The 20,176-nt window shown below is 63.7% G+C and carries 19 protein-coding genes; 11 read left to right on the plus strand and 8 right to left on the minus strand.

From position 1 onward, the window contains the following. Positions 1 to 28: 28 nt before the first annotated feature. Positions 29 to 436: a hypothetical protein gene (locus tag ACYVKQ_RS01685; protein ID WP_460574947.1), complete on the plus strand. Its 408-nt coding sequence runs from the start codon at positions 29 to 31 to the stop codon at positions 434 to 436. 88 nt (positions 437 to 524) lie between these two features. Here ACYVKQ_RS01685 and ACYVKQ_RS01690 read toward each other — a convergent pair whose 3' ends face one another. Both ACYVKQ_RS01690 and ACYVKQ_RS01695 read right to left on the minus strand, forming a co-directional pair. Beyond that, a complete protein-coding gene (locus ACYVKQ_RS01690) occupies positions 525 to 923 on the minus strand; it encodes a hypothetical protein (RefSeq protein ID WP_460574949.1) in 399 nt (132 codons plus the stop codon). A 269-nt stretch (positions 924 to 1,192) separates the two neighbouring features. Next, positions 1,193 to 1,663, minus strand: coding sequence for a DUF4199 domain-containing protein (locus tag ACYVKQ_RS01695; protein ID WP_460574951.1), 471 nt, complete (start codon positions 1,661 to 1,663; stop codon positions 1,193 to 1,195). A 321-nt stretch (positions 1,664 to 1,984) separates the two neighbouring features. On the opposite strand from ACYVKQ_RS01695, the gene ACYVKQ_RS01700 reads away from it, so the two are divergent. Then, on the plus strand, positions 1,985 to 3,610 hold the full coding sequence (locus tag ACYVKQ_RS01700) for an ABC-F family ATP-binding cassette domain-containing protein (RefSeq protein ID WP_460574953.1): 1,626 nt from the start codon (positions 1,985 to 1,987) through the stop codon (positions 3,608 to 3,610). 83 nt (positions 3,611 to 3,693) lie between these two features. Continuing rightward, positions 3,694 to 4,590 carry a hypothetical protein gene (locus tag ACYVKQ_RS01705; RefSeq protein ID WP_460574955.1) on the plus strand — a complete coding sequence of 299 codons (897 nt, stop codon included), beginning with the start codon at positions 3,694 to 3,696 and terminating at the stop codon, positions 4,588 to 4,590. 103 nt (positions 4,591 to 4,693) lie between these two features. On the opposite strand, the gene ACYVKQ_RS01710 is transcribed toward ACYVKQ_RS01705, so the two are convergent. Then, positions 4,694 to 4,855 carry a lmo0937 family membrane protein gene (locus ACYVKQ_RS01710; protein ID WP_460574957.1) on the minus strand — a complete coding sequence of 54 codons (162 nt, stop codon included), beginning with the start codon at positions 4,853 to 4,855 and terminating at the stop codon, positions 4,694 to 4,696. Between the two features lie 346 nt (positions 4,856 to 5,201). On the opposite strand from ACYVKQ_RS01710, the gene ACYVKQ_RS01715 reads away from it, so the two are divergent. The 3 genes from ACYVKQ_RS01715 to ACYVKQ_RS01725 all read left to right on the plus strand — a co-directional run bounded on the left by ACYVKQ_RS01715 (position 5,202) and on the right by ACYVKQ_RS01725 (position 7,905). Next, the gene (locus ACYVKQ_RS01715; RefSeq protein WP_460574959.1) at positions 5,202 to 6,092 is read left to right on the plus strand and encodes a 3-hydroxyacyl-CoA dehydrogenase family protein; all 891 of its coding nucleotides are present in this window, start codon (positions 5,202 to 5,204) and stop codon (positions 6,090 to 6,092) included. 174 nt (positions 6,093 to 6,266) lie between these two features. After that, complete coding sequence (gene msrA, locus ACYVKQ_RS01720; protein ID WP_460574961.1) at positions 6,267 to 6,806, plus strand: peptide-methionine (S)-S-oxide reductase; 540 nt, start codon at positions 6,267 to 6,269, stop codon at positions 6,804 to 6,806. 163 nt (positions 6,807 to 6,969) lie between these two features. Then, positions 6,970 to 7,905, plus strand: a complete 936-nt coding sequence (locus ACYVKQ_RS01725; protein WP_460574963.1) for an isoaspartyl peptidase/L-asparaginase family protein — start codon at positions 6,970 to 6,972, stop codon at positions 7,903 to 7,905. Between the two features lie 82 nt (positions 7,906 to 7,987). On the opposite strand, the gene ACYVKQ_RS01730 is transcribed toward ACYVKQ_RS01725, so the two are convergent. From ACYVKQ_RS01730 to ACYVKQ_RS01740, 3 genes are all read right to left on the minus strand, one after another. Then, a complete protein-coding gene (locus ACYVKQ_RS01730) occupies positions 7,988 to 9,283 on the minus strand; it encodes an alpha/beta fold hydrolase (RefSeq protein ID WP_460574965.1) in 1,296 nt (431 codons plus the stop codon). Between the two features lie 46 nt (positions 9,284 to 9,329). Continuing rightward, on the minus strand, positions 9,330 to 11,171 hold the full coding sequence (locus ACYVKQ_RS01735) for a S8 family peptidase (RefSeq protein WP_460574967.1): 1,842 nt from the start codon (positions 11,169 to 11,171) through the stop codon (positions 9,330 to 9,332). 250 nt (positions 11,172 to 11,421) lie between these two features. Continuing rightward, positions 11,422 to 12,246: a 2,3,4,5-tetrahydropyridine-2,6-dicarboxylate N-succinyltransferase gene (locus tag ACYVKQ_RS01740; RefSeq protein ID WP_460574969.1), complete on the minus strand. Its 825-nt coding sequence runs from the start codon at positions 12,244 to 12,246 to the stop codon at positions 11,422 to 11,424. A gap of 72 nt (positions 12,247 to 12,318) precedes the next feature. Here ACYVKQ_RS01740 and ACYVKQ_RS01745 point away from each other — a divergent pair, with 72 nt between their 5' ends. The 4 genes from ACYVKQ_RS01745 (at position 12,319) to mnmE (ending at position 16,911) form a co-directional block, all read left to right on the plus strand. After that, complete coding sequence (locus ACYVKQ_RS01745) at positions 12,319 to 13,524, plus strand: glycosyltransferase family 4 protein (protein WP_460574971.1); 1,206 nt, start codon at positions 12,319 to 12,321, stop codon at positions 13,522 to 13,524. Positions 13,525 to 13,600: 76 nt separating this feature from the next. Further along, positions 13,601 to 14,611: a 3-oxoacyl-ACP synthase III family protein gene (locus ACYVKQ_RS01750; RefSeq protein WP_460574973.1), complete on the plus strand. Its 1,011-nt coding sequence runs from the start codon at positions 13,601 to 13,603 to the stop codon at positions 14,609 to 14,611. Between the two features lie 138 nt (positions 14,612 to 14,749). Continuing rightward, positions 14,750 to 15,409, plus strand: a complete 660-nt coding sequence (locus ACYVKQ_RS01755; protein WP_460574975.1) for a metal-dependent transcriptional regulator — start codon at positions 14,750 to 14,752, stop codon at positions 15,407 to 15,409. A 119-nt stretch (positions 15,410 to 15,528) separates the two neighbouring features. Next, a complete protein-coding gene (gene mnmE / locus ACYVKQ_RS01760; RefSeq protein WP_460574977.1) occupies positions 15,529 to 16,911 on the plus strand; it encodes a tRNA modification GTPase in 1,383 nt (460 codons plus the stop codon). Between the two features lie 128 nt (positions 16,912 to 17,039). On the opposite strand, the gene ACYVKQ_RS01765 is transcribed toward mnmE, so the two are convergent. After that, positions 17,040 to 18,080: a DUF6268 family outer membrane beta-barrel protein gene (locus tag ACYVKQ_RS01765; protein WP_460574979.1), complete on the minus strand. Its 1,041-nt coding sequence runs from the start codon at positions 18,078 to 18,080 to the stop codon at positions 17,040 to 17,042. Between the two features lie 12 nt (positions 18,081 to 18,092). After that, positions 18,093 to 18,548 carry a DUF2147 domain-containing protein gene (locus ACYVKQ_RS01770; protein WP_460574981.1) on the minus strand — a complete coding sequence of 152 codons (456 nt, stop codon included), beginning with the start codon at positions 18,546 to 18,548 and terminating at the stop codon, positions 18,093 to 18,095. 318 nt (positions 18,549 to 18,866) lie between these two features. Here ACYVKQ_RS01770 and ACYVKQ_RS01775 point away from each other — a divergent pair, with 318 nt between their 5' ends. Next, positions 18,867 to 20,159, plus strand: a complete 1,293-nt coding sequence (locus tag ACYVKQ_RS01775; RefSeq protein WP_460574983.1) for a type II citrate synthase — start codon at positions 18,867 to 18,869, stop codon at positions 20,157 to 20,159. The last annotated feature ends 17 nt before the right edge of the window (positions 20,160 to 20,176 follow it).

Consider the following 20,176-nt stretch of genomic DNA (forward strand, 5'->3'; position numbering starts at 1 on the left):
CCTCGGCCCACTTAACTGGCCGAATGGCATGCTGGTTCCCACGATGTTACAACGCTCGGCCCTTTATTTTTTGTGTGCGCTGCTGCTGGCCGGCTGTGGCCGCTCGCTCAAGTCGCTGCCTGGCTTCGATGCGGCGGCCTGGCAACAAGACCAGCGCGGCTGCGGCGGCGTCCGCCAAACCCTGCTCCCAACCCTCGATCAAAACCGGGAGCAGCTCTACAACGTGCATGTTGACGCGGTGACCGACCTGCTGGGCCGGCCCGACGAAGAGGAACTGCAGGAACAAACCCAGCGGGTGTATTACTACTACGTCGTACCCGGTCCCCAGTGCGCCCCCAACCACCCTTCGGCCAGCACCCGCCGCCTGATGGTGCGCTTTGGTTCCCTCGGCACCGTCACGGAGGTATTGTACACCTCTGCGCCGCCGCTTCCGTAAGGTGCACACTACCCGAAACGCCACGTGGGCGGCTTCGCAAGGAGGCCGCCCACGTGGCGTTTCGGTCAATGACGTTACCCGGTTTGGCTTAGCCCAGACCGTTGCTGGCCGGATCGGCCGGTAGTGGCGTAGCGTCCTGCTTCTGCTCGTTGTGCAGCATCCCGATTTGCGACGGGGTAAGGATGCGCCGGCATTCCTGCTCGTACTGGGCCTCAAGCTCGGCCATTTTTGCCTGCCGGGCCGATGGATCCTGCTGGTACTGCCACTGAATTTCGTCCATGCGGGCCAGCTTGATCTGGTTCACTGAGCGCAGGCGGATGTACTGCGCTTCGTTGAGCTGCAGGCGGTTGGCCATTTGGCGGGTAAGCTCAGCGGCCGTGGTCACGGCGGGCTGCCCCCCGGGAGCGGCGGCCACGCGGTCTTTCATTTGAGCAGACGCAGCCACAGCCAGCCCGCTCAGCAAGAGGGTGAGGGTAAGTACCTTCATGGTGGAGAAAAGCAAAAAAGTGGTGGTTGGACAATCCAGCCTCGGCTTGGCTTCCGGGCTATGTTTAGTCCAAATATATATTAATAAAGTTTTAAAACAAGACTGTCAGAAAACATTTATTCTTGGGATATAAACACGTTGCCGCAATCGTAACGTTCCCATGCTGGGAATAATGGTCACAATGGGAAAAGGGCCTTTGCAAGCACAAAAAAGCGGCCCCGCACGCACGTGCAGGGCCGCTCGGGCTAAGTAATTCAGGCTGCGCCGGGTTATTCCACGTGCTGCATGGGCTTGTGGTCCGGGCTCTTGAAGTACTGCATGGCAATGAGCGAAATGATGACGCCCGACATCACGCCTTGCAGCAGCAGAGCCAGGAAAGCAACGGTGACGGAGAGGTCAAAGCCAAACAGGTCCTCGGCACGCATCCGCTCCATCAGGCCCGGGCTGACAACCGAATACACTACGAAGAAGAGACCAAAGACAACGCTAGCGACGCCGGCCGTGATGATGCCCGTGCCGAACCCGTGCAGGTACGGCATGCGGTCGTGCCGAACGGCTTTGTAGTGCGCAATGGCGATGCATACGCCGATGGCCAAAATGACAAAGTTCAGGTAGCTGTACTCGATTTTGTGCGCTACGCCAAGCAGCGAAGCAACCAGGAAATAAGCAGCCATGGCCGCAGCCGTGAACAGGCCGTAGCGAATACCGTTGCGCTCAGGGGAAAGCATGTGGTCAGCCATAAGGCAGGAAGATTTTAGAGGAGTTGGAGAGATGGGTCCGCGCCGCACCGTCCCGAAAGGGGTGCTACTCAGCCGGTCAGGCCAGCAAAGCGGCGTTGAAGTGTAATACTGCCATTCGGCGTCGCTGGTTGTGCTTGGCCCGCACAAATTCCGTTTTATCCGCCGCCAAGCCCTTGGCAATGAACTTTGAGCGACCGGGATTTTTTGCGGCCGCGCCGGTGTTACAGGGCGGATTCTCCAACCGGCACGGGCATTTTTTTCTCTACCTTTGCGCGGTTTTTCCGGGTCGGGGTCCGTCCTTATTCCGCTTACTTTTCCTGCATGATCAGCACTACCAACGTCAGCCTGCGCTACGGCAAGCGCGTGTTGTTTGAAGACGTCACCATCAAGTTCATGCCCGGCAACGTGTACGGCCTCATCGGGGCCAACGGGGCGGGCAAATCCACCTTCCTGAAGATTCTGTCGGGCGAAATCGAGCCGAACACGGGTTCGGTGGACATGCCCAACGGCGCGCGCCTATCGGTACTGAAGCAGGACCAGTTTGCCTACGACAACTACCCGGTGCTGCAAACGGTGATTATGGGTCACCAGCGCCTGTGGAAGGTGATGGAGGAAAAGGACGCCATCTACGCCAAGCCGGATTTCTCCGACGCCGACGGCGAGCGGGCGGCCGTGTTGGAAGGTGAGTTTGCCGACCTGGAGGGCTGGAACGCCGACTACGAAGCGGCCGAACTGCTCTCCGGCCTCGGCATCGGCGAAGACAAGCACTACACGATGATGGGCGACCTGGGCACCTCCGATAAGGTGCGCGTGCTGCTGGCCCAGGCCCTGTTCGGCAACCCCGACGTGCTGCTGCTGGACGAACCCACCAACGGCCTCGACGCCGAGACCGTGTTGTGGCTGGAAAATTTCCTCGACGGGTTCCAGAACACCGTTATCGTAGTGAGCCACGACCGCCACTTCCTCGACGCGGTGTGTAACTACATGGCCGACCTGGACTTCTCGAAAATCACCATGTACCCCGGCAACTACTCGTTCTGGTACGAGTCGTCGCAGCTGGCGCTGCGCCAGCGCCAGGAGGTGAACAAGAAGACCGAGGACAAGCGCAAGGAACTGGAAGAGTTTGTGCGCCGCTTCTCGGCCAACGCCTCAAAATCCAAGCAGGCCACCTCGCGCCAGAAGCTGCTGCAAAAGCTTACGCTGGAAGAAATCAAGCCTTCGTCGCGCAAGTACCCTTACATCGCCTTCAAGGCCGAGCGCGAAGCCGGCAACCAGCTGCTGACGGTAGAAAACCTGGCCGCCACGGTCGACGGCGAGACCATCTTCCGCAACGTGTCGTTCAGCCTCGACAAGAAGGACAAGGTGGCCATCATCAGCCGCGACGACCGCGCCGCCTCGCTGCTCTTCGACATCCTGTTCGAGCAGAAAAAGGCCGATAAAGGCGACTTCAAGTGGGGCACGACCATCACGCCCTCTTACTTCCCGAAAGAGAACACCGAGTTCTTCAACACCGACCTGAACCTGGTGGACTGGCTGCGCCAGTACAGCACGGAGAAGGACGAGTCGTTTATCCGGGGCTTCCTGGGCCGCATGCTCTTCTCGGGCGAAGAGTCGCAGAAGAAGTCGAATGTGCTTAGCGGGGGCGAGAAAGTACGCTGCATGCTCTCCAAGATGATGATGGAGTCGGGCAACGTGCTCGTGCTCGACGACCCGACGAACCACCTGGACCTGGAAAGCATCACGGCCCTGAACAACTCGCTGCGCGACTTCACCGGCTCCATGCTCTTCGCCTCGCACGACTTGCAGTTCATCGACACGGTGGCCAACCGCATCATCGAGCTGACCCCGGACGGCATCATCGACAAGCGCATGACGTACGAGGAGTACCTGGCCGACGAGACCATCAAGGCCCAGCGCCAGCGCATGTACCAAACGGTCGGCGCCTAGCGTTCTGCTTTGAAAGGCCGCGGATGCAACGATCCGCGGCCTTTTTGTTACTTACCTTCCGAAGGACCTTTCGCTCTCCCCCTATGAAGCGTTTACTGCTGGTGGCCGCGCTCAGCGCCGCCGGATTATTGTTTACCACCGAGGCCCAGGCCCAACGAACGGACACCACGTACGTGAAGCCCCAGTTGCCGACCGGCCCACCCATGGCACCGCCCCCGCGCCCCGCTACGCCCGCCCCTGCGCAGCCCACGCCGGCGCAACCGCAGCAGCCCGTGCCCCAACAGCCGGTGCGCCCCAGCGGCGGCATCGACGACGACGGCCGCACGGCCCAGCCGCTGCCCGGCACGCCCCGGCCCCAGCCGGCCACGCCAGCCCCAGTCGGCCGCCCCACCGGTATTGACGACGACGGCCGTCCGGCCCAGCCCCTGCCGACGGACGGCAGCCCCGTGCCCGGCGCCGTCACGGTACCGGAGCGCAAGCCCAGCAAGTACTTTCTGTACACGAACTTTAACCTGGGCTTGTCCTCTTCCTACGACATCACCCAGTTCAACGTGGGCGCGTCGCCGGCGATTGGGTACCGCGTGACCGACAAGTTTGCCATTGGTCCGGGTATCACATACACCTTCAACAATTTCAGCCTCTCGCGCGATGCCCAGGCCGTGGGCTACCCGAGCAACATTTCCTGCAATAACATTGGCGTGAAAGCCTTCGCGCAGTACATCGTATACAAACAATTCTTTGTGCACGCCGAGTACGAGGTAACGCGGGCGCAGCTCGTGCCAAGTCCCATCGTGCTGGGCGGCCCCTACAAGTTCAACCGGACCATCACCTCCCCGCTCGCCGGCGTGGGCTACCGCAGCCCCTTGGGCGAGCGAGCCGCCCTGGACATCACGGTGCTCTACAATTTCAACGACGGCATCGAGAACATCTACGGGCAGCCGGTTATCCGCTTCAGCTTACTCTTCGACCTGGGCAAGTAACCGCTGGCCGGCTTCGGCAGATGGTAACAAACACGAAACGGGCGGCTCCCCACTGGGAAGCCGCCCGTTTCGTGTTTTTCAGACGCAACTAGGTGCGGGATATTCAGACGGCGCTGCCGCGTATGAGGCGCAGCACCACGGCGATGATGGCAATGACCAGCAGGATGTGAATCAGGTTGCCCATCCCGAAGCTGTTGAAGCCCAGGAAGCCCAGTAACCAGATGATGATCAGGATTACCGCGATGATGTACAGTAGGTTGCCCATGGCGTGGGAGAAGAGTTAAGGTGAGAGGTGTGGAAGTGAACGGGAAGCGCTGTGCCTCGGATGCATCCTTTTTGGAAGCCCTTTGGCGAGGCGCTCTGCGGGTTTGTACGCCGAGTTGTACAAAAGGATATCCGCCGGCAAAAAAATATTCACAGACATAGTTGCTTCGCTATGCTAGCAGCTTGATAATCTGTGGGCAAACTTTTCTGGGGTTTTGTGGTTTTGGCGCTTCCCGCCGGCCCGGACCCGGTCTTGCAGCTTGGGCCGCGCCGGCCTTTCGGTTAGCTTTGCCCCGCCCGGCACTCCCGGGTCTTTTTCTTTTGCCTAACTCCCACCCTTCCCACACATGCTGAACGTCGCCGTTATTGGCTCGGGCACCATGGGCAATGGCATTGCCCACGTGTTTGCCCAGCACGGTTTTCCGGTTACCCTCATCGACCTCAATCAGGCGGCCCTCGACAAAGCCTGGACCACCATCGGCAAAAATCTGGACCGCCAAGTGGCCAAGGGCGGCCTTTCCGAAGACGACAAAGCCGCCACCCTGAACCGCCTGCAGCGCAGCACCTCTCTGGCCGACGGCGTGCGCGACGCGGGCCTGGTGGTGGAAGCGGCCACCGAGAACGTGCAGATCAAGCTCGACCTGTTCCGCCAGCTCGATGAGCTGGCACCCGAAGGCTGCATCCTGGCTTCGAACACGAGCAGCATCAGCATCACCAAGATTGCGGCCGTCACGAAACGCCCCGACAAGGTCATCGGCATGCACTTCATGAACCCGGTGCCGGTGATGAAGCTGGTGGAGGTGATTCGCGGCTACGCCACCTCCGACGCCGTGACGGAGCAAATCATGGAGCTGTCGCGGCAGCTGGGCAAGACGCCGACGGAAGTCAACGACTACCCCGGCTTCGTGGCCAACCGCATCCTGATGCCGATGATCAACGAGGCCATCATCACCCTGCACGAGGGCGTGGCCGGCGTGGAGGAAATCGACACGGTGATGAAACTGGGCATGGCCCACCCCATGGGTCCGCTGCAGCTAGCCGACTTCATCGGCCTGGACGTGTGCCTGGCCATCCTGCGGGTGCTGCACGAAGGCCTTGGTAACCCCAAGTACGCTCCCTGCCCCCTGCTCGTGAACATGGTAATGGCCGGCCGTTTGGGCGTGAAGTCGGGCGAAGGCTTCTACAGCTGGACGCACGGCACCAAGGAGCTGGTGCTGGCCGAGCGCTTCCGTAAGTAAGCCCGTCATTTCGGCACTTTATCCGAGCCCCGGTGCCCTGCGGCGCCGGGGCTCGGTATTTGCACGGCTTGGCCGGAGCAGTGAAGGCCGGCCGCAGGCCGCTACCGGGCAGCTTGTAACCTTCCGGCCCCAATTGCGCTTAACCATACTTCCACACCTTATTTCCCACCTGACATGGAATTAGCAACCTTCGGGGCCGGCTGTTTCTGGTGCGTCGAGGCGGTCTTTCAGAACCTGAAAGGCGTCGAGAAAGTCGTATCGGGCTACACGGGCGGCCGCATTGCCAACCCCACCTACAAGGAAGTCTGCTCGGGCCTGACCGGCCACAACGAAGTCGTACAGCTTACCTTCGACCCGGCCGTCATCAGCTTCGAGGAGCTGCTCGAAATTTTCTGGAAAACCCACGACCCCACTACCCTCAACCGCCAGGGCAACGACGTGGGCACCCAGTACCGCTCGGGCATCTACTACCACAACGACGAGCAAAAGCAGCTGGCTGAAACCTACAAGCAAAAGCTCAACGAAGCGCAGGCCTTCGACAAGCCCGTGGTAACGGAAATCCTGCCCGCCGGTCCTTTCTACCAGGCCGAGGACTACCACCAGAACTACTACAACCAGAACGGCACGCAGCCTTACTGCCAATTTGTGGCCCGCCCCAAGGTGGAAAAGGTCAAGGCGCTGTTCGGTGAAAAGCTCAAGGCGGCAGCGCAGTAGCCAACTTACTTATACTCATTCAAGCCCGGCTTCGGCCGGGCTTGTTTTGTTTTCGGAGGGCCCTACAGCGCTTGCCCTGGCACCAACTCCGGCGGGTTTCGGCCGTAACAACGACACGCCGCATTGCTCTCCCACACCGCCACCTATTCCACCAGCACCGAATATGGGCAAGTGCGTTCTGATCATTCACGGCGGAGCCGTCAATACTGACCCGGCTACCATTCCGCCGGCAAAGGAGAAAAGGCTGAAACAGGGCCTCAAGCAGGCCTTGATGGCCGGCGCAGAGATTCTGCAGCGCGGGGGCACGGCCCTCGACGCGGTAGAAGCCGCCGTGAAGAGCATGGAAGACAACGAGTTGTTCAATGCCGGCCGCGGCGGCATGTTCAACATCAACGGGGAGGTCGAAACCGAGGCGTCCATCATGGACGGGGCGACGCTGCGCGGCGGGGCGGTGAGCGGCCTGAAACTGGTGAAAAACCCCGTCAGCGTGGCCCGGCTGGTGATGGAAAAGTGCAAGCACTCCTTCCTGACGGGCGAAGGCGCCCAGGAATTTGCCCTTTCGCAGGGGCTGCCCCTGCACGACCCGAACTACTTCAAAACCGACGAGCAGCGGGAGCAGTGGCTGGAAATCATTCAGGAAGCCGAAGCCGAGCACGCCGACCGGCACGACACCGTGGGCGCCGTCGCCCTCGATCAGTACGGCAACCTAGCCATGGCCACCTCCACCGGCGGCATCGAAGGCAAGCTGCGCGGCCGCGTGGGCGACAGCTGCATTTTCGGGGGCGGTGGCTACGCCAACAACGAGGTCTGCGCCGTTTCGACCACCGGCGACGGGGAAATCATCATGCTGGCCGGCGTGGCCCACGAGGTGTACGCCCTGCGCAAGTACAAGAAGATGAGCATCGGGCAAGCCGCGCGGACGGCCGTGGACGTGTACGCCGATAAGCTGGCCGGCGACCGGGGCATCATTGCCGTGGACCCAGCCGGCAACATTGCCATCGAGTCGAACACCAACGTGATGCGCTGCGCCTACCAGGTGGACGGAGAAGAACCCTTCGTGGCCATCTGGAAAAAAGAACTGGACGAGCACTTCAAATAAGCTCGGCTCCGCGCGGCGTACATCTCCGCGCAAAGCCCCGCCCGACAGTGCCGGGCGGGGCTTTGCGCGGACGCTCCTTTGATCAGGTGGTAGCTACGGCCTGCATGATGGCGTAGGCGACTTCGTCGCGGCAGATATCGGAGTGGCCCCGAATGACGTCGTCGGCGTTGAGGTTGAGGATGCGCCCGGGCTTGAACGCGTAAGCCGACGCGACCGGCAGCAGCTTGCCGGTCGCGGCCTCCGGGGTCTTGAGCGCCCCGTTGCGCCCGATGCCGCCGTACTTGTCGGTGGCGTCGCCCAGGCCCGCAGCGACCTGCCGGGCCACCCGCGAGGCCAGCGGGTACATGCGCCCGACGGCAATGTCGCGCACACTGTGGGTTATCAGCACCGGCCCCGTAACCGTGGGTGCGGCGGCCTTAAACAGGGACCGAAAAAACCCGTGGTTGCCGGCTCCGTCGTAATCCTGGGCAAAACCGTAGTGCGAAAAAGCCGCCTGCAGCAGCGTCAGGGTGCTCACCTTGAAGTCGGCCTGGCCACTGGCCGCCGCCGTTACCAGCCGTCCGCCAAAGCTGTGGCCAATCAGGTGCAGCCGCAGTCCGGGCCGGGCCTGCACGGCCGCTTTCAGCACGGCGCGCAGCCCCTGGCTGCCCACTTTACCGGCGCGCTCCTTCATCTGGTAATAGGTCGTGAAATTGAGCAGGTTCAGCGCCCCGGATTTCATGTCGCCCCACCAGTCGCTGAGGCCGGCCACCTGCCCCGCGCCGGCTTCGCCGTCGAACTGAGCCGGCGGCAATGCCGAGTCGGGCTGCGCCAGCAGCTCCACCAGCATGTCGTCGGGCGTTTCCGCCACCAGCTCGGCGCCGTCGATGTCCGGGGCCGGGGCCGCATCGTCCACCAGGTCGCGCAGCAGGGCAGCAAACTCTTTGCGGGCCGATTTTTTGTCTTCCAGGTACGGCACCAGCTCCTGGGCCCGGGCCAGCCGCTGGTCGGCGGCGGCCGCGTCGAACACGCCGCGCAGGCGGTCCAGCTCGGCCCGCAGTACCTCGTCCGTGACGAGCGAGCCGCCGCTGGCGGCGCCGCTGGGAATCAGCTCCTGCTCGGCAAACTTCTTCGACGGCCAGAACACCCCCAGTACGGCAAAGCTGCGCCCCGCCGGCCGGTGCTGGCGCAGGCGCTGCAGCAGGCACTCGTAGAGCTTTTGCGCCTCGGCCATGTCGTTGTTCCACCCGTGCGAAATCACCAGCAGATCGGTCACGGGCGGGTGGCCGGCCGTAGCGCGCAGGTAGTCGAGCAGGCGCTGCGTTTCTGCCCCCTGAAACACCTGTCCTTCCTTGGTAAACTGGACGCGAAAAAACGGAAACTCGGCGATTTTGCTCATGGCAACCGGGAAAGAAGGGTGAGAAAAGGCAATAGCACCTGACTGCTTAAATCGATTGGATGGCCCGCATCAGATCCACCAGCCCGGCGCCCTGGAAATACCGCTCGCGCTTCAGGTCGGTGGCCGAAGAAATAAACAGCTCCTTAACTTTTTCGGGGTAGCCGATGAACTCGCGGCGGATTGATAAAAAGGCGGCAATGGCCCCCGACACGTGCGGCGCGGCCATGCTCGTGCCGCTTTGCTCGAGGTACTCGCAGGGTTTCTGCTTGTTGACCATCTCCTGCAGCTTGAGGCCGGCCGCGCAGGAAATGATTTTCTCGCCGGGCGCCACCAGATCGGGTTTTTGCCGGCCGTCGCCGGTGGGGCCCTTGGAGGAGAAGTAGGACACGCCGTACACGTGGGGCATGTCGCGGTGCGTGGAGCCGACGGTAATGGCCAGGTCGGCGTTGCCCGGGTCGTTGATGGTCAGCGACATGCCCGCCGGCACGGGACCGTTGAACTTGCTTTGGGTGAGGCCGTAGCCGGTGTTGCCGGCGGCTACCACCACCACCACGCCCGAGCGCACCAGCCGGTTTACTTCCACGCACAGGGGGCTCTGCCCGCAGGCAAACCACTCGGGTTCAAAAGTATAGCCCACGCTCATGTTGACGCCCTGCACGATCAGGTTGCGGCCATGCCCGTTCAGCTCCTGGATTAGGGCAATGGCAGCAATCAGGTTGCTGGCCGAGCCCCGCCCCTTTTCGTCCATGACTTTCAGGCTGAGCAGCTTGCACTTCGGCGCAATGCCGCTGATGCGCGCAATGTCCACCGGCGCGAAATCCAGGTCGCCGAGCCCGTCGCGCTGCCGGGAGTAGGCCCGGATGGGCGCCGCCGCGTCGCCGCGCAGCTCGCCCGCGATGATGCCCGCCACGTGCGTGCCGTGCCCGAACTCGTCGGTCAGCGGACCGCCGCTGCCGGCCGAGCCGCTGAAGTCGACGTGCTGCAGGGGCGGCTCCAGCACGAGGTTTTCGTGCTGCCGGAAATGCGGGTGCTGCTCGTCGATGCCGGAATCGAGCACCGCCCAGACCAGCCCCGCGCCGGTGGCCGCGTAGGACACCTGGGCGGCATCGGCCTTGACGGTGGAAATCGACTTGTTGACGAGCCCGTTGACGGGAAAATCAGGCCAGATGCGGTACAGGGCGCGCTTGACCGGCACACGCCGCTCGGTGGGTTTTTCGCCGCGCCGTGCCCGCTCAGTCTGTTCGGCTGCTTCGGCCGCAGCGGCCAACTCCTGGGCGTGCTGCAGGTCGCGCTCCACCAGCCGGCGGATCACCGGCCCCTCAAGCTGCGCGAAAAGGTACTGCTGCACATACCGGTTCTTGGGGTCGGCCACGGCGCGCAGGCCCTGCGCGCGGTGCTCGGCGCTCTGCGGGTGGTCCTTGATCAAGGCGTTTAGCTCTTCCCACACCCAGTGCTTGGCCGCTTCGCGGCCCGCGGGGTACTGCAGGTTCAGGTCGATGATGACCGCGAACAGCTCGGGCTCGTACGCCGGCCGGGGTGATTTCAGCAGCCCCTGCAGCCAGTCGAACCATTCGGCCTGGGCCGTGGCGGGCGGCGCCAGCCCGGCTTCCTGCAGATCGGCCCACAGCCGCAGCACCCACGCGCTGTACCGGCCGCTGCGGTCCACCAGGCCGTATTCGTGCCAGGCGTCGGATAAGTCGGCCAGCAGCCGGCGCCAGGGCAACGCCCGCCGCTCGGCAAACTCCCGCAGCAGCCCAAACCAGCGCTGCGCATTCGCGTCGGCCGCGATTTTGACCAGCAGCGGCAAGGTTATGACGGACTTATCGAGCGTATCCGGGTCGAAGGGAAACAGATTCTGCCGGGGAAGCGGCGGCACGTCGTCAGCCATATCGATGGGGTTAGCAAAAAGGGGAAACATAGGTGGACGCTGCCCGCCCGGGCTACTACGCAGGCGCCCAACGGGCCTGGGACGCAGCTCCGCCCGAATAATAAGCCTGCCTAATATAGCGGAAGTGCCGGTCGGCAGCCAAGCCGGCTGGCGGGCACCAGGGCAAAAAAAGAGCCCGCCTAATGCGGGCTCTCGGAGCAGTCAGGATAGGTGGCAGACCCTTGCTGTTAGAAGGCGGCCCCCGCGCCGTTTACACGGCCACGTTGTGCTCCCGCAGGGCGTCGTTGAGCGAGGTTTTCAGGTCGGTGCTGGGCTTGCGCTGGCCGATGATGAGGGCGCAGGGCACGTGGAACTCGCCGGCCGGAAACTGCTTGGGCAAGGAGCCGGGAATCACCACCGAGCGGGGCGGCACGTAGCCGCGGTACTCCTTGCCCTCGGGCGTGCTCACGTCGATGATGCGGGTGCTGCCGGTGATGGTCACGCCCGCGCCGATGACGGCTTCCTTGCCGATGTGGCAGCCTTCGACCAGGATGCAGCGCGAGCCGATGAAGGCCCCGTCTTCGACGATAACCGGGGCCGCCTGCACCGGCTCGAGCACGCCGCCCAGGCCCACGCCGCCCGAAAGGTGCACATGGGCACCCACCTGCGCGCACGAGCCCACCGTAGCCCAGGTATCGACCATGGTGCCCTCGCCCACGTAGGCGCCGATGTTCACGTACGAGGGCATCATGATGACGCCGGGCGCGAGGTAAGCGCCGTAGCGGGCCACGGCCGGGGGCACCACGCGCACCTGCTGCTGGGCGTAGTTGGTCTTGAGCTTCATTTTGTCGTGAAACTCAAAAATGCCCACCTCGTGCGTCTGCATCTGCTGCAGCGGGAAGTAGAGGATGACGGCTTTCTTGATCCAGTCGTTGACCTGCCAGCTGCCGTCTTCGCTGGGGCTGGGCTCGGCCACGCGCACGAGGCCGCGGTCGAGGTGGTCGATAACGCTGCGGATGGCTTCCTGGGTAGCCGCGTCCTGCAGGCGCGAGCGGTCGGTCCAGGCCGCTTCGATGAGGGGTTGGATGTCGGTCATAGTCGGGGTCGAAAAACAGATGAAGCCGCCGCCCCTTGGCTGCGGAGGCGCGAAAGTAGTAGGTTTGACCTTGTGCTGCCCCACTCCCGCCCCGCTGCGCCGCTCCTGCTGCTGGCTTCCGTGCTGAAGCCCGTGGACGACACGCGCATGTACGAGAAGTTTGGCCGCACGCTGGCCGCGGCAGGTTACCGGGTGGCCGTAGCAGGCCGCGCCACGGCGGTGGCATCCTTCCCCGCCGACCTGCCGACCCAACACCCGATTTTCAGCGGCCACCGCCTTGGGCTGGCGCGGCTGACGGCACAGTGGCGCTACTGGCGGCTGCTGCGGCAGCTGCGGCCGGCGCTGGTGGTGGTGCACGCCCCGGAGCTGCTGCCGCTCACGCTGCTCTGGCACCTGCTAGGCCCCGCTCGCCCCTTTTGCTACGACGTACGCGAAAACTACGCCCTGAACATCCAGACCCAGCAGGTATACCGCGGCGGGCTGCGCCGCCTGTTGGCCGCCGCGGTGCGCTGGGTGGAGCGGCGGGCCGCCCGACGGGCCGCCGCGGTACTGCTGGCCGAGCGCAGCTACGCCCAGGAGCTGCCCTGGCTGCCGGCCGGCCGCACCGTGGTGCTCGAAAACAAGTACGTGCCGCCCGCCGACGCCGTGGCCCCGCCGACGCCCGTGCGCCTGCCGACCCCGCCCGAGCCGTTGCGGCTGCTGTATTCGGGCACCATTTCGGCCCTCAACGGCTTGTTCGAAGCCATTGAACTAGCCCGGCAGCTGCGCACGGCCTGGCCGCAGCTGCAGCTGACCATCATCGGCTACTGCCAGCAGCCCACGGAACTGCGGCAGCTGCAGGACCTGGTGGCCCGGCACCCCGAGTGGCTACGGCTGATCGGCGGGGCGCAGCCGGTGCCGCACGCGGCCATCGTGGCCGAAATCGGGCGCCACCACCTGGGCCTGCTGCCGTACCAGGAGCATCCCAGCTCCTGGCGCTGCCTGCCCACCAAGCTCTACGAATACCTCGCCAGCGGCCTGCCGGTGCTCATTCCCCCCAACCCGCTCTGGGCCGCCGAAGTCGAGCGGCACCAAGCGGGCTTGGTCGTGGACTTTGCGGCGGCCGGCCAGCTCAATGCGCCCCAACTAGCCCGGCAGCTCAGCGGCCGGCGCTGCTATCCGGCCGGGCCGGTGGCCGAAGCCCGCTGGGACTCGGAGGCACCGCGCCTGCTGGCGGCGGTACGGGCAGCCCTGCTCGCGCCCGCCGCGGAAACTGCCCGTACCGGGCGTGCGTTGTAGGCGCGGTGCTATTGTTATCTTTGGCGCCTTTTTCCCCGCTTTTACCGCTCCGCTTTTTTTCCTCACCCCCATCATCATGTCCCAACTGTATTCCGCCGAAATTGCCGGTATGGGCCACTACGTGCCCTCGCGCGTGGTTACCAACGCCGACCTCGAACAACTCATGGAAACCACCGACGCGTGGATTCAGGAACGCACCGGCATTCAGCAGCGCCGTTGGTTCAACGAGGGCGAGGACACCACCGCCAACATGGGCGCCCGCGCGGCCCGCATGGCCCTGGAGCAGGCGGGCCTGCAGCCCGACGACGTACAGCTCATCGTCTTCGCCACGCTCTCGCCCGACTACCTCTTCCCCGGCTCCGGCGTGCTGCTCCAGCGCGAGCTGGGCATTAAGGCGCCCATTCCGGCCTTCGACGTGCGCAACCAGTGCTCGGGCTTTATCTACGCCCTCTCGCTGGCCGACCAGTTTATCAAAACCGGCATGTACGAAACGGCCCTGGTGGTAGGCTCCGAAATTCACTCCTCGGGCCTCGACAAGAGCACCCGCGGCCGCGGCGTTTCGGTGATTTTCGGCGACGGTGCCGGCGCGGCCGTGCTGCGCCGCAGCACCCGCGAGGGCCACGGCATCCTGAGCACCCACCTGCACGCGCAGGGCGAGCACGCCGAAGAGCTGATTACCCGCGAGCCGGGCTCCAACCGCGAAAACCGGGTGCAGGTCGTGCTCGACGAGCCGGAGGCCATGTACCCCTACATGAACGGGCAGCAGGTGTTCAAGCACGCCGTCACGCGCTTCCCGGAGGTCATCAACGAGGCGCTGCAGGCCAACGGCTACCAGTCCTCGGACATTGATATGCTCATTCCGCACCAAGCCAACCTGCGCATCACGCAGTACGTGGGCCAGAAAATGGGCCTGAGTGCCGACAAGGTGTTCAGCAACATCCAGAAGTACGGCAACACCACGGCGGCTTCGGTGCCGCTGGCCCTGAGCGAGGCCGTGCAGGAAGGCCGCGTGAAGCCCGGCGACCTGGTGTGCCTGGCCGCGTTCGGCTCGGGCTTCACCTGGGCTTCGGCCCTCATCAAGTGGTAACCACCGCTTCTAACCGGCCCCAGGCGCAGTAATACGAGGCAGGCGGTTTTCGCCTGCCTCGCTTTTTTTCGGACCTTTGCTCCCAGGTGCAGCTGCCCCTGTTCCGCCTGCCGTCGTTCACTTCCACCCGCCACCGCGTTGCCGAGTCATACTGAGGAAAATTACCTGAAGGCCATTTACAAGCTTTCGGAAGCCGAGCCCGGCGCCGAAGTCAGCACCAACCGCATTGCCGAGGTGCTGCAGACCCGGCCCGCCTCCGTGACCGACATGATGCGCCGCCTTGGGGAGAAAGGACTGCTGAGCTACCAGCGCTACCGCGGCGTGCTGCTCACCAGCGAAGGCCGGCGGCTGGCTTTGCTCACCATTCGCAAGCACCGTCTTTGGGAAGTTTTCCTGGTGCAGAAGCTGGGCTTTGCCTGGGACGAGGTGCACGACGTGGCCGAGGAAATGGAGCACATCAGCTCCCCGGTGCTGGTGCGCCGCCTCGACGAGTTTCTGGGCTTTCCGGAAGTCGATCCGCACGGCGACCCGATTCCGCGCGAGGACGGGGCCATCCTGCGCCCGCAGCACCGCCTGCTGGCCGAGGTGCCGCCGGGGCAACGGGGGCTGCTGGTGGCCGTCAAAAACACCTCCCAGCCCTTTCTGCAGTACCTGAACAAGGTCGGGCTGGTGCTCGGCTGCAACATTGAAGTGCTGGATAAGATAGCCTTTGACAGTTCTCTGGAAATCAGCATTAATGGCTCGCCAAAAACCCAGATATCCGCCGAGGTCAGCCGCAACCTGTTCGTCACTTCGTAAGCGGTGCACTGGTGAGGTGGTGAATTGGTGAGTGCCATTTTAGCTGCGCGACCTGCGCGGCTTGGGCCTCCCGAACATCAACTCGCCACCTCTCCACTTCACCATTTCACCCGTTCCCCTTGCTTCCGCTCGCCCTTTCCGATACCATCGTCGCCCTGTCCACACCGCCCGGGGCGGGCGCCATTGCCGTGGTGCGCCTCTCGGGCCCGGCGGCCATCGACCTGACCGCGGGCGTTTTCCGCGGCCGGAACCTGACGGAGCAGCCCGGCCACACCCTGCACTACGGCACCATCCGGGAGGATGACCGGATTCTTGACGAGGTGGTGGTGAGCCTGTTTCGCGGGCCGCACTCCTATACCCGCGAGGACGTGGTGGAAATCAGCACCCACGGCTCCGACTACATCGTGCGCGAGCTGCTGGCCCTGCTGGTGCGGCGCGGCGCCCGCCTGGCCGAGCCGGGCGAGTTCACCAAGCGCGCTTTTCTGCACGGCGCCCTCGACCTGGCCCAGGCCGAGGCCGTGGCCGACTTGATTGCCGCCGATTCGGCCCTGCAGCACCGCGTGGCCCTGAACCAGATGCGCGGCGGCTTCTCGCGCGAGCTGGCCGACCTGCGTCAGCGCCTGATCGATTTTGCGGCCTTGCTGGAGCTGGAGCTCGACTTCGGCGAGGAAGACGTGGAGTTTGCCGACCGCACCGGCCTGGTGCGGGTGCTCACCGAGGTGCAGACGCTGGTGCGGCGCCTGCTGCGCTCCTTCGAACTGGGCAACGTCATCAAAAACGGCGTCACCACCGTCATTGCCGGCCGGCCCAACGCGGGCAAGAGCACCCTGCTCAACGCCTTGCTCAACGAGGAGCGCGCCATCGTATCGGCCATTCCCGGCACCACCCGCGACTTTATCGAGGACGAGGTCAGCCTGGAGGGCATCAAGTTCCGCTTCGTGGACACGGCCGGCCTGCGCGAAACCACCGACGAAGTGGAAGCCATTGGCGTAGAGCGCACCCGGCAGCGGGTGCAGCAGGCCGCCGTGGTGCTCTACCTCTTCGATCTGACCACCGCCACGCCCGCCGAGGTAGCGGCCGACGTGGCCGCGCTGCCGCTGCCGCCCGGCGCGGCGCTCCTGCTGCTCGGCAACAAGCTGGACGAAGCCCCGGCGGCGGCCGTGGCGGCCCTGCAGGCGGCGCACCCGCAGCTGCTGTTGCTGTCCGCCGTGCGCCTCGCCGGCCTCGACGAACTCAAGCAACACCTGCTGGCCACCGTGCGGCGGGAAGGCCTGGATGCCGGCGCCGCGACCATCGTCACCAACCTGCGCCACGCCCGCAGCCTGGAAGTGGCTGCCGAAGCGCTGGCAGCCGTGCAGCACGGCCTGCAACACGGCCTGGGCACCGAGCTGGTGGCCGCTGACCTGCGCCGCGCCCTCACGGCCCTGGGCGAAATCACCGGTGACATCAGCTCTGACGACCTGCTGGGCAGCATCTTCACCCGCTTCTGCATCGGCAAATAAACGGACCGGGCGAACGTCGCCCGCCCGTGCCCCGGCCAGCCCACTTTGGCGTTAAACCATCACTCCAACGCGCAAAACAGACCGGCTGGCGGGCACGAACGGGCAACGTCCGCACGGCACCGCTCGGCTCAGGGGCTGACGAGGTTGACGCTGAGGTTGAAGTACAGGGGATTATCCAGTGAATGATCGAACACGGGTTTGTTGTCGCCCTGCGGATTTTGCTCGGCAAAGGTGTTGAAGCGCCAGTTGTAGCGGTAGCCCACCTGCGCCGACAGCCACACAAAGCCCGCGAGCTGCCGCTCGTAGGTGATGCGCGGCTTCATTTCGCCGCGGCGCAGGTAAAGGTCCTGGCCATTTAGCGGGCCGAGGTAGTAGGTATTGCCCTCCAGCTCATAACCCAGCAGCAGCAACGAGGTGGTACCGAAGCTGCGGCGTAAGTTGACGCGGGCCGGAAACACGGCTTCCACGCCCCAGCGCGGGTTGAACGTGCGGTTGTAGAGCAGCACCGGAATGTGCAACAGCTGCCCGGCGCGGTACGTGCGCGTCACGCCCAGGCCCCACATGTAGTTGTCGTTGCGCTTCCAGCCGTAAATCGCCGTTCCGCTGTACGTGAGCCCCTTGCCGCTGAGCTCGTCGAGGCGACGGTAGTTGCCGTTCAGGTCGGTGTTGGCCTGCACGAGCAGGAAGCGCTGCTCGTTGAAGGGCTTGAACATTGTGGCGCTGGCGCCGGTGCTGCGCAGGCCACGGCGCAGGGCCTGGAAGTACGTCGAGGCCTCAGCTCCGTCGAGGCGCACGTCGGTGTTCCAGTACGTAAGGCCCAGGTTCAGAATGAAGTTGGAGCGCGAAATGACGGGTGCGTTGACGCCCAGGCGCAGCCCCCCGTAGCGGTTCACGTTGCGGGCAAGGGCGGCGTCGGCAGGGCCAGCGGCCTGGTGACGCCCGGTGGCCGTCAGGTCGAAGCCGGTTTGTGCCTCGTACCCCACCGAAATCAGCTTGGTGGGGCTTAGGTAAAGCACTTTTTGGGTGGCGTAGGCTTGGGCGGGCTTGTCGGCATCGCCGAAGTCGCCGAAGTCCAGCGAGTCGGGGGCAGCGGGCGGGGCTACTTGGGCGCGGACGGTGCCGGCGCTCAGGCTGGCGGCCACCAACCCCAGGAATACAGAGGAGCGCATGGGTTGGCGGGGTTAGCTTTTCTTTACCTGGCGCTTCCAGACATCGGTGCGCCCGAAGAGCGACACCCCAATGTAGCCGCGCACCTCCAGGGTGTTGGCGTCCACCAGCTTCATCTCGCAGCTGTAGTCGTTGCCAGTTTTGGGGTCGTACACTTGGCCGTCGTCCCACACGTTGTCGCCCTTATACACGAAGTTGCGCAGGTTTTCCATTCCTTTCAGGGGGCGGCTGCGCAGCTTCTCCTCGGGGTTGTTTACGTCCGTGCGCGGGGTACCATCCGGGTTGTTGGGCACCTTCAGCCATACCACCCGCCCAAAGTATTTGTCGCCGCGCTTGTACACCTGCACCATGCCGGTGCCCTCGCCGTTTTTCCACACGCCGAGCACGGCGTCGGGGTTCTGTGCCTGTGCCCCGGGCGCCAGGGCGCCCAGCAGCACCACCAATAGCAGGAGGTGTTTCCAGTACTTCATTGTTGGATGGGGTTAAAGGTTTCCGTCCCAAACATAAAGCCAAACTACCATTAATAAAAGTATTGCTATCATTATCAATAGCAACGCTTGGCCGGCAAATATCTGGCTGCTTGCAGCCGGCGAGCGGGCTTAATTTTTTTAATTCCGGCACTTCCCGGCGGTGGTTTGGAGTTGGCACTCAGCCCTGAACAACTGCCCAGTTGTATTTGTACTACACCCGGTCCGGCGCAATCTCGCCGCCGGGTTGCAGGGCAAGGCACTAATTGCGTACTTCGCCCCCGCACGCCACCCTCTCTCCTGTCCACTAATTAGTTTGTAATGGCAGAAACCGCTGAAATTATCCTCGACGGCAAATCGTACACGATGCCGGTGTTCGAGGGTACGGAGAACGAAAAAGCTCTCGACATCAACAAACTCCGCGACCAGACCGGCTACGTTACGCTGGATTCTGGTTACAAGAACACCGGCGCCACCAAAAGCGCCATCACCTTCCTCGACGGCGAGGAAGGCATCCTGCGCTACCGCGGTTACCCGATCGAGCAGTTGGCCGAAAAGTCCAGCTTCCTGGAAGTGGCTTACCTGCTGATCTACGGCGCGCTGCCCACCGAAGCCCAATTGAAGGACTTCAGCGCCCAGATTACCAAGCACACCCTCGTGCACGAGGACGTGCGCAAGATTTTCGACGGCTTCCCGTCGGCGGCCCACCCGATGGCCATCCTCTCCTCGCTGATCTGCGCCCTGACGGCTTTCTACCCCGAGAGCGTGTCGCCGGACCTGAGCAAGGAGGAAATCGACCTGAACGTCATCCGTCTGATGGCCAAGCTGCCCACCATCGCCGCCTGGACCTACAAAAACCAGATGGGTCATCCGCTGAACTACCCGCGGAATGACATGGATTACTGCTCGAACTTCCTGCACATGATGTTCAGCTTCCCTACGGAGAAGTATGAGCTGAATCCGGTGGTCGTCAGTGCCCTAAACAAGCTGCTCATCCTGCACGCCGACCACGAGCAGAATTGCTCGACGTCGACGGTGCGCCTGGTGGGCTCGGCCAACGCTTCGCTGTACGGCTCGGTTTCGGCCGGTATCAACGCCCTCTGGGGCCCCCTGCACGGCGGCGCCAACCAGGAAGTGGTGGAAATGCTCGAAGCCATTGAGCGCGACGGCGGCGACACCAGCAAGTTCATCGCCAAGGCCAAGGACAAGAACGACTCCTTCCGCCTGATGGGCTTCGGCCACCGCGTGTACAAAAACTTCGACCCGCGCGCTACCATCATCAAGAAGGCCGCCGACGAGGTGCTGACCGCCCTAGGCCTGCAGGACAGCCCGCTGCTGAAAATCGCGAAGGAGCTGGAGCAAGCCGCCCTCACCGACGAGTACTTCGTTCAGCGAAAGCTCTACCCGAACGTGGACTTCTACTCGGGCATCATCTACAAAGCCCTGGGCATCCCCACGGAGATGTTTACGGTGATGTTCGCCCTGGGCCGCCTCCCCGGCTGGATTGCCCAGTGGAAAGAGATGCGCGAGAACAAGGAGCCCATCGGCCGCCCGCGTCAGATCTATATCGGCGAAAAAGAGCGCAACTACGTGCCGATCAACGAGCGGGCCTAGTTTGCCTCTGGCAACGA

The organism is Hymenobacter coalescens (genome assembly GCF_054783195.1).

Coding starts and splice junctions, on each gene's coding strand:
- ACYVKQ_RS01775 (WP_460574983.1), top strand. CDS start 18,867: ATGGCAGAAACCGCTGAAATTATCCTCGACGGCAAATCGTACACGATG.
- ACYVKQ_RS01700 (WP_460574953.1), top strand. CDS start 1,985: ATGATCAGCACTACCAACGTCAGCCTGCGCTACGGCAAGCGCGTGTTG.
- ACYVKQ_RS01690 (WP_460574949.1), bottom strand. CDS start 923: ATGAAGGTACTTACCCTCACCCTCTTGCTGAGCGGGCTGGCTGTGGCT.
- ACYVKQ_RS01685 (WP_460574947.1), top strand. CDS start 29: ATGCTGGTTCCCACGATGTTACAACGCTCGGCCCTTTATTTTTTGTGT.
- ACYVKQ_RS01715 (WP_460574959.1), top strand. CDS start 5,202: ATGCTGAACGTCGCCGTTATTGGCTCGGGCACCATGGGCAATGGCATT.
- ACYVKQ_RS01750 (WP_460574973.1), top strand. CDS start 13,601: ATGTCCCAACTGTATTCCGCCGAAATTGCCGGTATGGGCCACTACGTG.
- ACYVKQ_RS01765 (WP_460574979.1), bottom strand. CDS start 18,080: ATGCGCTCCTCTGTATTCCTGGGGTTGGTGGCCGCCAGCCTGAGCGCC.
- ACYVKQ_RS01770 (WP_460574981.1), bottom strand. CDS start 18,548: ATGAAGTACTGGAAACACCTCCTGCTATTGGTGGTGCTGCTGGGCGCC.
- msrA (WP_460574961.1), top strand. CDS start 6,267: ATGGAATTAGCAACCTTCGGGGCCGGCTGTTTCTGGTGCGTCGAGGCG.
- ACYVKQ_RS01730 (WP_460574965.1), bottom strand. CDS start 9,283: ATGAGCAAAATCGCCGAGTTTCCGTTTTTTCGCGTCCAGTTTACCAAG.
- ACYVKQ_RS01735 (WP_460574967.1), bottom strand. CDS start 11,171: ATGGCTGACGACGTGCCGCCGCTTCCCCGGCAGAATCTGTTTCCCTTC.
- ACYVKQ_RS01710 (WP_460574957.1), bottom strand. CDS start 4,855: ATGGGCAACCTACTGTACATCATCGCGGTAATCCTGATCATCATCTGG.
- ACYVKQ_RS01705 (WP_460574955.1), top strand. CDS start 3,694: ATGAAGCGTTTACTGCTGGTGGCCGCGCTCAGCGCCGCCGGATTATTG.
- ACYVKQ_RS01695 (WP_460574951.1), bottom strand. CDS start 1,663: ATGGCTGACCACATGCTTTCCCCTGAGCGCAACGGTATTCGCTACGGC.
- ACYVKQ_RS01725 (WP_460574963.1), top strand. CDS start 6,970: ATGGGCAAGTGCGTTCTGATCATTCACGGCGGAGCCGTCAATACTGAC.
- ACYVKQ_RS01740 (WP_460574969.1), bottom strand. CDS start 12,246: ATGACCGACATCCAACCCCTCATCGAAGCGGCCTGGACCGACCGCTCG.